12 protein-coding genes are annotated in these 15,467 nt (G+C 66.0%); 4 read left to right on the top strand and 8 right to left on the bottom strand.

Going from position 1 to position 15,467, the window contains the following annotated elements; translation table 11 throughout:
- Genes WI560_RS07375 through WI560_RS07355 form a run of 5 tightly spaced genes read right to left on the bottom strand, consistent with a single transcriptional unit; the run spans window position 1 to window position 6,569 of the window.
- Window positions 1–1,461 carry a form I ribulose bisphosphate carboxylase large subunit gene (locus WI560_RS07375; protein ID WP_375307465.1) on the bottom strand — a complete coding sequence of 487 codons (1,461 nt, stop codon included), beginning with the start codon at window positions 1,459–1,461 and terminating at the stop codon, window positions 1–3.
- Window positions 1,462–1,498: 37 nt separating this feature from the next.
- Entirely contained in the window at window positions 1,499–2,584 is a 1,086-nt protein-coding gene (fba, locus tag WI560_RS07370) for a class II fructose-bisphosphate aldolase (RefSeq protein WP_257177073.1), read from the bottom strand.
- Between the two features lie 12 nt (window positions 2,585–2,596).
- Window positions 2,597–4,615 (bottom strand): transketolase, encoded by a 2,019-nt coding sequence (tkt, locus tag WI560_RS07365; protein ID WP_375307464.1) that lies wholly within the window; start codon window positions 4,613–4,615, stop codon window positions 2,597–2,599.
- Window positions 4,616–4,643: 28 nt separating this feature from the next.
- Complete coding sequence (locus WI560_RS07360) at window positions 4,644–5,519, bottom strand: phosphoribulokinase (protein WP_135167820.1); 876 nt, start codon at window positions 5,517–5,519, stop codon at window positions 4,644–4,646.
- Window positions 5,520–5,531: 12 nt separating this feature from the next.
- Window positions 5,532–6,569: a class 1 fructose-bisphosphatase gene (locus tag WI560_RS07355; RefSeq protein ID WP_375307463.1), complete on the bottom strand. Its 1,038-nt coding sequence runs from the start codon at window positions 6,567–6,569 to the stop codon at window positions 5,532–5,534.
- A 120-nt stretch (window positions 6,570–6,689) separates the two neighbouring features.
- Between WI560_RS07355 and WI560_RS07350 the strand changes: the two genes are divergently transcribed.
- Window positions 6,690–7,667: a LysR family transcriptional regulator gene (locus tag WI560_RS07350; protein WP_375307462.1), complete on the top strand. Its 978-nt coding sequence runs from the start codon at window positions 6,690–6,692 to the stop codon at window positions 7,665–7,667.
- A gap of 242 nt (window positions 7,668–7,909) precedes the next feature.
- On the opposite strand, the gene WI560_RS07345 is transcribed toward WI560_RS07350, so the two are convergent.
- From WI560_RS07345 to WI560_RS07335, 3 genes are all read right to left on the bottom strand, one after another.
- Entirely contained in the window at window positions 7,910–8,107 is a 198-nt protein-coding gene (locus WI560_RS07345) for a hypothetical protein (RefSeq protein WP_028134950.1), read from the bottom strand.
- Window positions 8,108–8,257: 150 nt separating this feature from the next.
- Window positions 8,258–8,677, bottom strand: a complete 420-nt coding sequence (locus tag WI560_RS07340) for a DUF4118 domain-containing protein (RefSeq protein ID WP_375307461.1) — start codon at window positions 8,675–8,677, stop codon at window positions 8,258–8,260.
- A 937-nt stretch (window positions 8,678–9,614) separates the two neighbouring features.
- A complete protein-coding gene (locus WI560_RS07335) occupies window positions 9,615–9,878 on the bottom strand; it encodes a hypothetical protein (protein WP_257195374.1) in 264 nt (87 codons plus the stop codon).
- Between the two features lie 321 nt (window positions 9,879–10,199).
- Here WI560_RS07335 and WI560_RS07330 point away from each other — a divergent pair, with 321 nt between their 5' ends.
- From WI560_RS07330 to uvrA, 3 genes are all read left to right on the top strand, one after another.
- The gene (locus tag WI560_RS07330; protein WP_375307460.1) at window positions 10,200–11,417 is read left to right on the top strand and encodes an SMP-30/gluconolactonase/LRE family protein; all 1,218 of its coding nucleotides are present in this window, start codon (window positions 10,200–10,202) and stop codon (window positions 11,415–11,417) included.
- Between the two features lie 163 nt (window positions 11,418–11,580).
- Window positions 11,581–12,702 carry a D-alanine--D-alanine ligase family protein gene (locus WI560_RS07325; RefSeq protein WP_375307459.1) on the top strand — a complete coding sequence of 374 codons (1,122 nt, stop codon included), beginning with the start codon at window positions 11,581–11,583 and terminating at the stop codon, window positions 12,700–12,702.
- 85 nt (window positions 12,703–12,787) lie between these two features.
- On the top strand, window positions 12,788–15,298 hold the full coding sequence (uvrA, locus tag WI560_RS07320) for an excinuclease ABC subunit UvrA (protein WP_375307458.1): 2,511 nt from the start codon (window positions 12,788–12,790) through the stop codon (window positions 15,296–15,298).
- Window positions 15,299–15,467: the final 169 nt, after the last annotated feature.

Here is a 15,467-nt window from a genome sequence, read left to right as displayed (position 1 = left end):
TTAGACGGTTTCGAGCGCGGTCGGCACGAAGTCCGGCGTGTCGGTGGATTGATAATTGAAGGTCACATCCTTCCAGACCTCGAGCGCCGCCTTCAGCGGCGTGCAGGTCTCGGCCGCCCTGGCCAGGATCTCCGGGCCCTCGTGGACGTAATCGCGGCCCTCGTTGCGCGCGAGGATCATCGCTTCCAGCGCCACGCGGTTGGCGATCGCGCCGGCCGCGATGCCCATGGGGTGGCCGATGGTGCCGCCGCCGAACTGCAGCACGACGTCCTCGCCCAGGAGGTCGAGCAGCTGGTGCATCTGGCCGGCATGGATGCCGCCGGAGGCGACCGGCATCAGCTTGTTGAGGCTTGCCCAGGACTGGTCGAAGAACAGGCCGTGCTCGAGCTTGGCCGGATTGAAGTCCTCGCGGCAGACGTCGTAGTAGCCGCGCGTCGTATTGGGGTCGCCTTCGAGCTTGCCGACCACGGTGCCGGCATGGATATGGTCGACCCCGGCAAGCCGCATCCACTTCGCGATGACGCGGAACGACACGCCATGGCTCTTCTGCCGTGTATAGGTCGAATGGCCGGCGCGGTGCAGATGCAAGATCATGTCGTTGCGCCGCGCCCATTTGGCCATCGACTGGATCGCGGTGTAACCGATCACGAGGTCGATCATGACGATGCACGACCCCAGCTCCTTGGCGAACTCGGCGCGCTCGTACATGTCCTCCATCGTGCCCGCGGTGATGTTCAGGTACGTGCCCTTCACCTCGCCGGAGGCGGCCTGCGCGCGGTTCACGGCCTCCATGCAATAGAGGAAACGATCGCGCCAATGCATGAAGGGCTGCGAGTTGATGTTCTCGTCGTCCTTGGTGAAGTCGAGCCCGCCCTTCAGCGCCTCATAGACCACGCGGCCATAATTGCGGCCTGAAAGCCCGAGCTTCGGCTTCACCGTCGCGCCGAGCAGCGGCCGGCCGAACTTGTCGAGCCGCTCGCGCTCGACCACGATGCCGGTCGCGGGCCCCTGGAACGTCTTCACATAAGCGACGGGAAAGCGCATGTCCTCCAGCCGCAATGCCTTGAGCGGCTTGAAGCCGAACACGTTGCCGATGATCGAGGCCGAGAGGTTCGCGATCGAACCAGGCTCGAACAGGTCGAGATCATAGGCGATATAGGCGAAGTACGAACCCGGCGTGCCCGGCACCGGATCGACGCGGTAGCATTTCGCGCGATATTTCTCGGCAGCCGTGAGGCGATCGGTCCAGACCACGGTCCAGGTCGCGGTCGAGGATTCACCGGCCACCGCCGCAGAGGCCTCGATCGGATCGACACCTTCCTGCGGCGTCACGCGGAACAGCGCGATGACGTCGGTGTCCTTCGGCGTGTAGTCGGGCTCCCAATAGCCCATGCGCTTGTATTCCATCACGCCTGAGCGATAGCGCTCTTTGCCGCGGACCGTGCCTGCATGTGCGTTCATGTCTCTCTCCTGCTCTTTTCTCTGCTCTTCTGATTGATCAGGCCGCAACCGGCTCGCGGGCGTCGACGCGCGGATCGAGCTCGCCGGCGCGGTAGCGCCGCGCCATCTCGCTCAAGGGAACGACCTTGATCTTGCTGGCATGGCCTGCGGTGCCGAACTGCTCGAACCGCTCGCGGCAGAGCTCGCGCATCGCGTCCATCGCGGGCTTGAGGAATTTGCGTGGATCGAACTCATTGCGGCTCTCGGCCGCAACCTTGCGGAATATCGCGGTCATCGCCAGCCGGCAGTCGGTGTCGATATTGACCTTGCGCACGCCGCTCTTGATGCCGCGGACGATCTCCTCGACCGGCACGCCCCAGGTCTGCGGCATCTCGCCGCCGAACTGGTTGAACATGTCCTGCAGCGGCTGGGGGACCGAGGAGGAGCCATGCATCACCAGATGCGTGTTCGGCAGCCGGCGGTGGATCTCCTCGACCACGCGCATCGCCAGGATGTCGCCGTCCGGCTTGCGGCTGAACTTGTAGGCGCCATGCGAGGTGCCCATCGCGATGGCGAGCGCATCGACCTTGGTGGCCCGGACGAAGTCGACCGCCTGGTCGGGATCGGTCAACAGCTGGTCGTGGCTGACCTTGCCCTCGACGCCGTGGCCGTCTTCCTGCTCGCCGCCGCCGTGCTCCAGCGAGCCGAGCACGCCGAGTTCGCCTTCGACGGAGGCGCCGACCCAGTGGGCGAGATCGACGACGCGCCGGGTGATCGCGACATTGTAGTCGTAGTCGGCCGCCGTCTTGGCATCGGCCTTGAGCGAGCCGTCCATCATGACGGAGGTGAAGCCATGGGCGATCGCGGACGCACAGGTTGCCTCGTCATTGCCGTGGTCCTGGTGCATGCAGAGCGGGATGTCCGGATAGGTCCGCTCCAGCGCGTCGATCATGTGCGAGAGCATGAGATCGCCGGCATAGCTGCGCGCGCCGCGCGAGGCCTGGATGATCACGGGCGCGTCGACCTCGGCCGCCGCCTGCATGATCGCGATGCCCTGCTCCATATTGTTGATGTTGAATGCCGGCACCGCGTAGCCGTGGCTGGCCGCGTGATCGAGCAATTGGCGAAGGGTGATACGAGCCACGATTGATCCTCCTTATTGACGCTTGCGGGCGATCGCCCGGCGGGCCGCTTCCGCGATGCTTTGCGGCGTGATGCCGAACTCCCGGTACAGGACCGGTGCCGGCGCCGAGGCGCCGAAGCCGCGCATGCCGACGAATTCGCCCTCCGGGCCGATCCAGCGATGCCAGTCGCCGGCGACGGCTGCCTCGACACCGACGCGCGGCGCGGTGCCGAGCACGGTGGCGCGGTAATCGTCCGGCTGCTCCTCGAACAGGGCGAAGCAGGGCGCGGAGACCACGGCTGCACGGACGTGCTCGGTCGCAAGCAGGCGGGCGGCTTCCAAGGCGATCGACACTTCCGATCCGGTTGCGATCAGCGTCACGTCGCGGCCGCCGTCCGGCGAGACGACGAGATAGGCGCCGCGTGAGACACGGTTCTTGCCGCGCGCATCGCTGCGGAAGGTCGGCAGCGCCTGCCGCGACAGGCAAAGCACGGATGGACGGTTCTCGGAGCTGAGTGCGCAGTCCCAGGCCTCCAGCGTCTCCACCGCGTCGGCGGGACGGAACACCAGCAGGTTCGGGATCACCCGCAGCGCAGCAAGGTGTTCGACGGGCTGGTGGGTCGGGCCATCCTCGCCGAGGCCGATGGAATCGTGCGTCATCACATGAATGGCGCGCAACCGCATCAGCGCGGCCAGGCGGATCGCCGGCCGGCTGTAATCGGAGAACGCCAGGAAGGTGCCGCCATAGGGGATGAAACCGCCATGCAGCGCGAGGCCGTTCATCGCGGCGGCCATGCCGTGCTCGCGAATGCCGTAGTGGATGTAGTCGCCGGCATACGACCCGCGCTTGACGGGAGCCTGCGCCTTGGCATGCGTGAGGTTCGAATGCGTAAGGTCCGCGGAGCCGCCGACCAGGCCGGGGATGGTCCCGGCGATGCCGTCGAGCACCTGTTGCGAGGCCTGCCGCGTCGCGAGCTTCGGACGCTCGGATGCGAAGCGCTCGCGCAATTTCGCCGCGGCCAGCGCGTACTCGGCCGGCAAGGCAACCGCCTTGCCCTCGACGAACAGATCGCGCTGCTCCGGCGTCGCGCGTTCATAGCGATCGAGCCAGGCGAGCCGATCGACCTGCCCGCGCTGCCCGATCATCCGCCAAGCCCTGAGCACCGGCATCGGAACCACGAAGGGTTGATAGTCCCAACCGAGAGCCCGGCGCGCTGCCGCCGTCTGCTCAGTGCCGAGCGGCGCGCCATGCGCCTTCTCCGTGCCTTGCCGATCCGGCGCGCCGTAGCCGATGATGGTGCGGCAGGCGATGAGCGACGGCTTTGCGGTCTCCCGCTCCTCGGCGATGGCCTGCGCGATCGCTTCGGGATCGTGCCCGTCGATGCTGCGCACCGACCAGCCGGAGGCGGCGAAACGCGCGAGCTGATCGTCGGACGTCGCCAGCGAGGTCGGTCCGTCGATCGAGATGCCGTTGTCGTCGAACAGCACGATCAATCGGCCGAGCCCGAGATGGCCGGCGAGCGAGATCGCCTCCTGGCTGAGGCCTTCCATCAGGCAGCCATCGCCCGCGACCACATAGGTGAAGTGATCGACGAGCCCGTCGCCATGACGCGCATTGGCCATCCGCTCGGCGAGCGCCATGCCGACTGCGGTCGCAATCCCCTGCCCGAGCGGCCCCGTCGTGGTCTCCACGCCCGGGGTATGGCCGTATTCCGGATGGCCCGGCGTCTTCGAGCCCCATTGCCGGAACGCCTTGATGTCGTCGAGGCTGACGTCGCCGCCGGTCAGATGCAGCAATGCATAGAGCAGCATCGAGCCATGGCCGGCCGACAGCACGAAACGATCGCGGTCCGGCCAGTTGGGATGCGCCGAGTCGAATTTCAGGAAGCGCGAGAACAGCACGGTTGCGACGTCGGCCATGCCCATGGGCAGGCCGGGATGGCCCGACTGCGACGTCTCGATGGCATCGACCGCGAGGAAGCGGACGGCGTTGGCGAGATCATTGTGCGAGACCGCATTGAGGTCGGCTTCGGCATGAACCGAGATGTTCATCGGATCCTCCCATTATCGTTGGTGTACGTCACTTCAGGTTCCGCTTGCGCTCGATGAGCTGCATGATCAGCGGCGTCAGGATCAGCTGCATCGCAAGGTCGAGCTTGGCGCCGGGGCAGACGATGGAATTGGCGCGCGACATCCAGCTCTGCGGCAGCATCGACAGCAGATAGGGGAAGTCGATGCCGCGCGGGTTCTTGAAGCGGATCACCACCATCGATTCGTCCGGCGTCGGGATCCAGCGCGCGACGAACGGATTGGAGGTGTCCACCGTCGGCACGCGCTGGAAGTTGATGTCGGTCTCGGTGAATTGCGGACAGATGTAGTGGATGTAGTCGGGCATCCGCCGCAGGATGGTGTCGGTGACCGCCTCGGTGGAGTAGCCGCGCGCGCTGCGATCGCGATGCAGCTTCTGGATCCATTCGAGATTGATGACGGGCACGACCCCGATCTTGAGGTCGGCATAGCGCGCGACATTGACCTTGTCGGTGACCACGGCGCCGTGCAGGCCCTCGTAGAACAACAGGTCGGAGTTCTCCGGCAGCTTCTCCCAATCGGTGAAGGTGCCGGGCGCCGCGCCGTGCAGCGCTGATTCCTCGGCGTCGTGGACGTAGTGCCGCGTCACCGCCGTGCCGGTCTCGCCGTAGTCGCGGAAGGCGCGCTCCAGCTCCTCGAACAGGTTGGTCTCGGGGCTGAAATGGCTGAAATGCTTGTTGCCGCGATCGGCCTCCTTCGCCATCTGCGCGCGCATCTCGGCGCGGTCGTAGCGATGAAACGCGTCGCCTTCGATATAGGCGGCGTTGACCTTCTCGCGGAAGAATATCTGCTCGAACGTCTTCTTCACCGAGGTGGTGCCGGCGCCGGAGGAGCCGGTGATGGAGATGATGGGATGCTTCCTGGACATGGCGCGCCTCGCTCAAAGCCGGAAGAAACCGCGCCGCGCGAACAGCGGTGCGGAGACGCTGGCGACCAGCAGCGGATCGCAATGCAGCTCCTCGACGCGGCGCACCTCGTTGCTCGAGCCCATGATCAGCGGCACGCGCTGATGCAGGCTCTGCGCCGAGAGGTCGAGGATGCGCTCGCGTCCCGTCGTGGCGGAGCCGCCGGCCTGCTCGACGATCATGGCCATCGGGTGCGCCTCGTAAACCAGGCGCAGCCGGCCGTCGCCGTAACCGGGACGCGCGTCGGAAGGGTAGAGGAAGACGCCGCCGCGGGTGAGGATGCGATAGGCCTCGGCGACCAGCGAGCCGACCCAGCGCATGTTGAAATCGTGGTTGGCTTGCCCTTCGACACCGGCGAGACATTCGTCGATGAAGGCCCGCACCGGCGGATCCCAGTGCCGGCGGTTCGAGGCGTTGATCGCGAACTCCTCGCCGGCCTCGGCGATCTGCGCGCCGGCGCGCGCGAGGCGGAAGCAGCCGGCCTTGCGGTCGAGCGTGAAGATGTCGACGCCCTCGCCGAGCGTCAGCACCAGGGAGGTCTGCGGACCGTAGGTGACGAAGCCCGCCGCGAGTTGCGCCGAGCCGCGCTGGTGGAAGGCGAGCGTGAGGTCGTCCGGGGCGGGCAGGATCGAGAAGATCGTGCCCACCGTCATGTTGATGTCGATGTTGGAGGAGCCGTCGAGCGGATCGATCGCGATGCAGATGCGCCCCTCGTGGTCGCCGATCTGGGCCTCGCGCATCTCTTCCGAGGCGAGCGCTGCGACCGGCAGCCGGCCGAGGCAGCGGCGCAGGATCGCATCCGCCTGCACATCGAGATTGCGCTGGAGGTCGCCGTCGCTGTTGCGGCCGGTCGTCAGGCCGGAGGCGTCCGCGAGATCGCCTGACGCGATGAGGTCGGCGATCTCGATGGCCGCCGCCGCGATGGCATCGACCGCGGCTGCCACGGCCAGCGCGTGCGGCGCGGTCTCGGAATACCGTTGAAGGTGATCGTCCAGCCTGATTTGCCCGGTCATCTGCGTCCATCCCCTGTGCCGGCGCCGCCTCCGATTGCCTCCCCGGCGGAGGTCGGTGCGGTCAGTCCCGGCATCAGGAGATTGACAGGGACGGCTTAATAAGGAAAATTTCTATTCATAATGAGCCTCAAAGAATTTTCTTATAATGGCCCCGGCCATGCGGCGGCTCAGCTCCGGCATCTGACGATCCGGCAGCTGCGCTCGCTTGCGGCGCTCTCGGCCAAGGGCAGTGTGACGGCAGCGTCCGGCCATCTCGGGCTGACCCAGCCAGCCGTGACCCAGCAGCTCCGGCAGCTTCAGGACCTCGCCGGCCTGCCGCTGGTGCAGCGGACCGGCGACGGCATGCTGCTGACGGAGGCGGGCAAGGAGGTGCTGACGCTGGCCGAGCGGGTCGAGGCCGCCATCATGGACTGCCAGGGCGCGCTCGACCTGCTGGCGGGGCGGACCGGCGGCACCGTGCATCTCGGCGCGGTCTCGACCGCGAAATATTTCGTGCCGCACGCGATCGCGGCGTTCTCCAAGCGCTATCCCAAGATCGAGATCAAGCTGACCATCGGCAATCGCAAGGAGATCCGCGAGGCCATGCACGGCTACGAGCTCGATTTCGCGGTGATGGGTCGGCCACCGGCCGACGTCTCGGTCGATGTCCGCCAGCTCGGGCGCAATCCGCACATCATCGTCGCGCGCAAGGGGCACTGGCTCGAGCAGGATTCCGGCCTCAGCCTGACCGATCTCGTGCACGAGACCTTCCTCACCCGCGAGCCCGGCTCGGGCACGCGGACGTTGATGGAGGGCATGTTCCAGAAGTCCGACCTCGAGCCGATCATCGGCATGGAGATGAGCAGCAACGAGACCATCAAGCAGGCGGTGATCGCCGGGCTCGGCATCGCCTTCATCTCGGCCCACACCGTGGCGCATGAGCTCGCCGAGGGCCGGCTGGTCGTGCTCGACGTGGCGGGCCTGCCGATCGTGCGGCAATGGTACGTGATCCGCCGCAGCGACAAGGTGCTGCTGCCGCCGGCGCAGGCGATGTTCGATTTTCTCGGCTCTGAAGGGTCGAACTACCTGCCGGACCTGCCCGAGCTCGGCGAGCGCTGAACCGCCGCCGCTCAGCTCATCAGCTTCATGGCAACGGTGGCGGCCAGGATCGCGATGATCTGGAGCAGGCGCTGCGTCGTGAAGATGCGGTTGAAGGTGGTCATTGCTTGCCCCGGCCGGCGTGGAGGAGATTTCGAGCGGCCCGTTGCTAGCACAGGCGGGCGGCGACACAACTCCGTAATGGCCACGGGGGCGGTCGCGCCTGCGGCGGGCCGGTTCACGGCCGCACCGGCCGCTGGCGATCAGGCCGCGAGCGGCGCGGCGTGGTCCATGCGCGCCGCGAAATAGGCTTCCAGCTCCGACAGCGCCCGCGCCTCCCACTCCCTCGCCTGCTCCAGCAGCGACCAGCTCTGGCCCGGGCGGAATGCCGCGGTCTGGCGATAGAGCGATGCGATGCCCCGATAGCGCCGCACGTTCTCCAGGATGGCGTGACCGTTCATGTCCGAAAGCTCCCTCGTCGTTCCCGGGGGAGAAATTGCGGCCAAATCTTTTTCGAAAAGTTAGCGGCGCGCGGCAAGCGCGCGGATGGTTGCCGGATTGTTGCGCGCACGCAACGCCCAACGCGGTGACGGGACGGTCTGGACAGCGATTTATTGCGGATTCGTTGCCGCGCTCTTGCCCGGGGGCTTCAGCCCGCTGCGGCTGACGATCTTCATCGTCTCGCGGCAGAGATCGGCAAGGCCGATCAGCAGCACGGCCAGCAGGCAGAACAGGTTGATGGAATCGGCATTCGCGCTGGATAGCGCGTTGAACTCGAAGGCGGGCGGAATGAACGCCCACCACACCAGCGGAATGGTGAACAAAGCAGCGAACCCCGCCGCCGGCGCGCCCGCGATGAGGCCGAGCACGAACAGGCTGGGCAGGAACGCCGCAAAATAGAACTTCGCGCCGAGCGCGACGCAGATGGCCTGAAGCACAGTCGACATCGCGATCACGATGCAAGCGAGCAGCAACGCCTGCCACGACCACGGCCGTACCCAGGGTACGCCAAGCAGCCCCGCACGCCTCATCAGCCTCCCCCTGCCGCCCGTTAACCGGCTTGATTGAAACGAAAGTACTACAGCCGCAGGCAAACCGCGAGATGGAAATGACAGCGCCCCGGGACGGGTCAACGAGCCGCGAAGCACCGCTCTGGGCGGCTTGCCGGCTGGCTGGGGTGCGTGAGACTTTCAGTTCCGTCATCCTGAGGTGCGAGGCTTGCTCCGCAGCGCGATGCGCCGCAAAGCGCGCACCTCAGGGTGACGGGGCTGAAAGTTGAGTTCGCATTGTCGATCTTCAGGCAAGCAGACACGCCTTCGCAGCCTCGCGGCTGGATTCACCCGAGCTTTGCTTCATCTTTCACCCTCTAAATCCAGGAGGGCACAGGGAAGGCCGGGTGCTGACAACGCACCCACGGTCTGCTGCGCAATATGCACACGCAGAAGAACCGCACAGCAGCATACAGGTGGTGCCGATCACTCGGCCTTCCCTGCGCGGTGGTCGGACGGCTTATGCCGTGCTCTCCCGGGAGCCGAACTTTCCTTCTGGCCTCCCTCGCCGTTCGAATTGGCGATGCCGTCCGCCCGGTTGGGCTCGCGCGCATCTTCGATCCGGCTTGACCGTAGCAACGACGGCCAGGACCACACGGTTTTGCCGTACGCGTATTCGTGAGCGCCACAGGGTCAACGGCATCGTGCACGGTGCCATCGAATGTCGGCGCGACGAACTGAACAGCGCCGTTCGTCCGCACGCGGCCACGGGCTCACAGGGACTACCCGCCCTGCCCGCACCTCTCGTGCCGACGCTGCCGCGTCCACCGCAAGCCCGGCTCGCGATCAAGACGACCTCGAGATCGCCCCTCCTGGATGAGCCGGGATGGGCGACACATACGTCAAAACCGAATTTCGGTAAAGTGGAATATTTTCGCGCGGGTGGATTGACAGAGGCCGACACAGGCGCGACTTCACCCTATCCCGCGCGGCGGGCGCGGGCTCTGCTTTCCCAGCGGTTCAGCATCTGGCCGAGCTCGCCGTTGACCACTGGGACGGCCGTGATGGCGCTCGTGATCTCGTTGGTGTTGGCCGGCGCGTTCGCGTTGAGCCAGTCCGGCTCGGTGTATTCGCGCCAGCGGCGGGCCTCCGCGCGCCGCTTGTTGGAGATGTGGTCACGCGTGAAATAGCCGGCCGCGAATGCGATCCCCAGCAACACGATCAATACGACGACGCCAGCCACGTTCAACTCCGTTCATCGCCCCCGGACGGTGTCTGCGGGGCAATGCGCGCGAAATCATGGCTTGAATCGGGCTGAATGCGTTGCATGCCGCGCTTGCCCGCAAGCAAATTTTGCGCTGGCCTGCGGAACATTTTCGAGCCCTGCAAACGGTGCAAGGCGGACGCGAAGCGCGCTCGCTCCAAACGCATTCGAATATGACGGGATTGCGGCCTCCGACATTGCGCGAGAGCAATTCCAGTCTCGCAACCGGCGCCGGACCGCATTAACCTCCAGTTGCTCGGCCGGATCAACCGGCCAGCCGAACGATATTGGGAGGACGCCATGACACGCCAGGAACAGCGTGAGCACGAGCTTGCGCTTTCACGACGAACACTTGTCCGGGGGCTTGCGCTTGGCGCTGCGGCCACCATCGCCGGCCCTGCGCTGGCCCAGACCGGACCCGCCGCACCGCCGACCACCATCACCACCCCGCCGCGCGATTTCGGACCGCACGGCGCGCCGACCACCTATTTCTGGGACCCCGACATCATCGCGGTCGATCCCTCCTTCAACGATCTCGCGCAGCCCAACACCGCGATCAAGCGTCTCTACACCGGCTTGCTGTGGGCCGAGGGCCCGGCATGGAGCGCGCAAGGACGATATCTGTTGTGGAGCGATATTCCCAACAACCGGCAGATGCGCTGGAGCGAAGACGACGGCCGCGTCAGCGTGTTTCGCACCCCCTCCAACAATTCCAACGGCAATTCCTTCGACTTCCAGGGCCGCCAGCTCTCCTGCGAGCATCTGACCCGCCGGGTGACGCGCTACGAGCATGACGGCACCGCCACGGTGCTGGCCGACTCTTATCAGGGCAAGAAGCTGAACTCGCCGAACGATGTCGCCGCGCATCCCGACGGCAGCTACTGGTTCACCGATCCGCCTTATGGCGGCCAGCTCTACGAAGGCGAGCCTGACGTCGCGGGCGGCCCGAGCAATGCGGGCGGCAAGCTCAATCCGCGCATCGGACAGCCGGCCGGCTTCACACCGGGCAGGCGCGAGCTGCCGACCAATTGCTATCGCATCGACCCCTCCGGCCGCGTCGACCTCGTCGTCACCGAGGAGCAGGTGCCCGATCCGAACGGCCTCTGCTTCTCGACCGACTACAAGAAGCTCTACATTGCCTCCACCGGCAAGGGACCTGGCGACACCGGCCCCGGCGGCAAGGGCGAGATCTTCGTGTTCGACGTCGGCAGCGACAACAAGCTGTCCAACCTCAAGAAGTTCAGCGATTGCGTGGTCGACGGCGTGAAGTGCGGGCCGGACGGCCTGCGCTGCGACGTCAACGGCAATCTATGGGCCTCCAGCAATGCCGGCCGCGCCGTCGGCTATAGCGGCGTGACGGTGTGGTCGCCCGAGGGCAAGCTGCTCGGCCGCATCCGCCTGCCGGAGGTCTGCGGCAACGTCTGCTTCGGCGGCCCCAAGCGCAACCGCCTGTTCATGGCCGCGAGCCAGTCGCTCTACGCGGTGTTCACGGCGACGCAGGGCGCAGGGCCGGGCTGAGAGTGCACCACTATCGTAGGGTGGGCAAAGGCGCAAAGCGCCGTGCCCACCTTCTCGTTCCGTATTGAAGGAGTCGTGGGCACGCTGCGCTTTGCCCACCCTCCGGCACCTGCAGACAGGACAACGGAGGTGACTCCCCGACAAAGCGCGTGATACTTGAGCCATGGCAGATAAAATTCGCGTCGTTGTTCTCTATGGTGGCAGGTCAGGTGAGCACGAGGTCTCGCTGAAATCCGCCGCCTCCGTGCTCAGGCATCTCGACCGCTCGCGCTTCGAGATCATCCCCGTCTCCATCGACAAGGCAGGACGGTGGCAGTGGAACGATCTGCATGCGATCGATCAGGCGCAGGCGACGTCCTTGCCGATCCTGCCCGACGCACCCGAAATACGGCTCGCCCGAACACCCGACGGACGCTGCGCGCTCATGCCGATCTCGGAAAGCGGAGCTGGCCCGCTCGATATCGACGTGGTCTTTCCGGTCCTGCACGGGCCGCTCTGCGAGGACGGCGCCGTGCAGGGCCTCCTGGAACTGGCTGAGGTTGCCTATGTCGGGTCGGGCGTTCTCGCCTCCGCCGTCAGCATGGACAAGGATATCGCCAAACGCCTCGCCGGATTAGCCGGCATTCCGGTCGCGCCCTATCGCGTGCTGACCCGCAATGCTTTCGCCCGGGACCGCGCCGCATCGGTCGCCAAGGCGACCGAGGGCTTGGCGCTCCCGGTCTTCGTCAAGCCTTGCAACATGGGCTCCAGCGTCGGCATTCACAAGGTCAAGACGTGGGATGCGCTCGGCGCGGCGCTCGACGACGCATTTCGCTATGACGTCAAGGTGCTGATCGAACAGGGCATAGACGCGCGAGAGATCGAGGTCGCAGTGCTCGATGGCGAGACGCCGTTTGCGAGCGTCGCCAGCGAGCTCAATCCCAACGCCCATCACGAATTCTACTCGTATGAGGCCAAGTATCTGGACCCCGACGGCGCCCGGGTCGATCTTCCGGCCAGGCTCGACGCCGCCCAGATGGCGCGCGTGCGCACGCTCGCGGTGCAGGTCTTCGCGGCCCTCGAATGCAGCGACCTCGCGCGCGTCGACTTCTTCCTCGACCGGCACTCCGGCGAATTCTATTTCAACGAGATCAACACCCTGCCCGGCTTCACGTCGATCAGCATGTACCCGAAGATGATGGAAGCCTCCGGCGTATCCTATGGCGAGCTGCTGACGCGTCTCGTCGACCTGGCGCTGGATCGGCACCTGCAGCGTCGATCGCTGGAACGCGCCTACGCAAGCTAGGTTATCTGTCGGCACAGGCGACACCTGATCGCCGCGCGAAGCATGCGCCGCGCGGAGCCGCTCCCGCCGCGGCCGGAGGATCCAGATGGATGATCGATCAGAACCGACCGGCAGCCTGATGCAGGACGATGGCTTCGTCCGGGTGCGGGGCGCGCGCGAGCACAATCTCAGGAACGTCGATGTTCGCATTCCCCGCAACGCGCTCGTGGTCTTCACGGGCGTGTCGGGCTCCGGCAAATCCTCGCTCGCCTTTGGAACGATCTACGCCGAGGCGCAGCGGCGCTATCTGGAGTCGGTATCGCCCTACGCGCGTCGGCTCTTCCACCAGATGCAAGTCCCTGAAGTCGACGACATCGAGGGCCTGCCGCCCGCGGTCGCGCTTCAGCAGCAGCGTGGAGCGCCAACAACGCGGTCGTCGGTCGGCAGTGTCACCACCATCTCGAACCTTTTGCGAATGCTCTATTCCCGCGCCGGCGACTATCCGCGCGGACAATCGATGCTCTATGCGGAGGCGTTCTCGCCAAACACGCCGGAGGGCGCCTGCCCGACCTGCCACGGTATCGGCCGGATGCTCGATGTGACCGAAAAGTCGATGGTGCCCGACGATACCAAGACGATCCGCGAGCGTGCGGTCGCGGCCTGGCCGAGCGCTTGGCAAGGTCAGAACCTCCGGGACATCCTGACGACGCTGGGCTACGACGTCGACAAGCCTTGGCGCGAGATCCCGAAGAAGGACCGCGACTGGATCCTGTTCACCGAGGAGCAGCCGACCGTTCCTGTCTATGCCGGCTACGACGCCGCCGAAGTCAAGCGCGCCCTGCGCCGCAAGGAAGAGCCGAGCTATCAGGGGACCTTCACCGGCGCCAAGCGCTACGTGATGCAGACCTACGCCAAGTCCGAGAGCGCGATGATGAAGCGCCGCGTCGCGCAGTTCATGATCACGCGGGATTGCCCGACCTGCCATGGCACGAGGTTGAAGCCCGAGGCCCTCAAGGTCAGGTTCGCCGGGCTCAACATCGCCGAAATGTCGCACCTGCCGCTCTCGCAGCTGCACCAGCTCATCAAGCCGTTCGCAACCGCCTCTGCGGACAGGTCGGAGAAGGCCGTTGTCGCCAGACGCATCTGCGAGGATCTTTCGGCCCGGCTCGTCGTATTGCTCGACCTCGGCCTCGGCTATCTCGCCTGCGAGCGCAGCACGCCGACGCTGTCGCCCGGGGAATTGCAGCGGTTGCGTCTGGCAACGCAAGTCCGCTCCAACCTGTTTGGCGTCGTCTACGTGCTCGACGAGCCGTCCGCAGGCCTGCATCCCGCCGACACCGAAGCGCTGCTGCGGGCGCTGGACCGGCTGAAGCATGCCGGCAACTCGATCTTCGTGGTCGAGCACGAGATCGAGGTGATCCGGCATGCCGACTGGCTGGTGGACGTCGGCCCCGATGCCGGCGAAGGCGGCGGGCTCATCCTCTACAGCGGGCCGCCGGCAGGGCTTGAGGACATCGAGCAATCGCGAACCGCGCACTATCTGTCGAGACCAAGAAAGCCGCTGCCGACTGTTCGTCGCGAGCCGAAGGGGCATCTGAAAATCAGGGGTGTGGTCCGCAACAATCTTCGCGGCCTCGACGTCGACATTCCCCTAGGCGTCATCGCTGGCATCACCGGCGTGTCCGGCTCCGGCAAGTCGAGCCTGATCAGCCAATTTCTCGTCGACACCGTGGCCGCTCATCTCGGCCACACGCTTGCTGCCGATTCCGATGACGACAGCCTGGCTCCGACGGTCGAGACATTGGGCGGCAGGATCGTTGCCGGCCTCGACCAGGTGAACCGGCTCGTCGTGGTCGATCAGAAGCCGATCGGCCGCACGCCGCGGTCCAACCTTGCGACCTATACCGGCCTGTTCGACCATGTGCGAAAACTGTTCGCGGCGACGCCGCAGGCGAAGTCCCGCCGCTACGATGCCGGCCGGTTCTCGTTCAACGTCGCCAAGGGCCGCTGTGCGACCTGCGAGGGCGAGGGTTTCGTCTGCGTCGAGTTGCTGTTCCTGCCCAGCGTCTACGCACCCTGCCCGACCTGCAAGGGCGCGCGCTACAACGACAAGACGCTCGAGGTGAAGATCCGCGGCAAGTCCATTGCGGATGTGCTGGCGATGCGCGTCGACGACGCCTTCGAGTTCTTCCAAGGCGATGCCACGCTGAAGCGCTCGCTCTCGGTCGTGCGCGAGGTCGGCCTCGGCTATATCCGCCTGGGCCAGTCCGCCACCGAATTGTCCGGCGGCGAAGCTCAGCGCATCAAGCTCGCGACCGAGCTGATGCGTCCGCAGCGCGGGCACACGCTCTATATCCTGGACGAACCCACTACCGGCCTGCACCCGCGCGACGTCGAACGGCTGATCGCCCAGCTCGAGCGGATCGTCGACGCCGGCAGCAGCGTGATCGTGGTCGAGCACGACATGGACGTCGTGGCCCACAGCGACTGGATCATCGATCTCGGCCCCGGCGCCGGTGACGAGGGCGGCCGCATCGTCGTGGCGGGAACGCCTGAACAGGTCGCCAAGGCCGGCGGCAAGACCGCGCGCTATCTGGCCCGGCGGCTCAAGCAATAGCGTCGTCCAGCCCGATCGTCATGCCCGGGCTTGTCCCGGGCATCCACGTTCTTTGTACAGTGTGGCAAGGCGTGGATGGCCGGGACAAGCCCGGCCATGACGTTGGAGAGACTGGCGGCCGCGCGCGCATATATACGAGTGCCGGGTCGCCCTCGACTTTCGCGATGTT

Source organism: Bradyrhizobium sp. A11 (genome assembly GCF_042077125.1).
GTDB classification, from domain to species: Bacteria; Pseudomonadota; Alphaproteobacteria; order Rhizobiales; family Xanthobacteraceae; genus Bradyrhizobium; species Bradyrhizobium japonicum_B.
The sequence above is the reverse complement of the archived record's forward strand: the minus strand, read 5'-3'. Positions and strand labels throughout refer to the sequence as shown.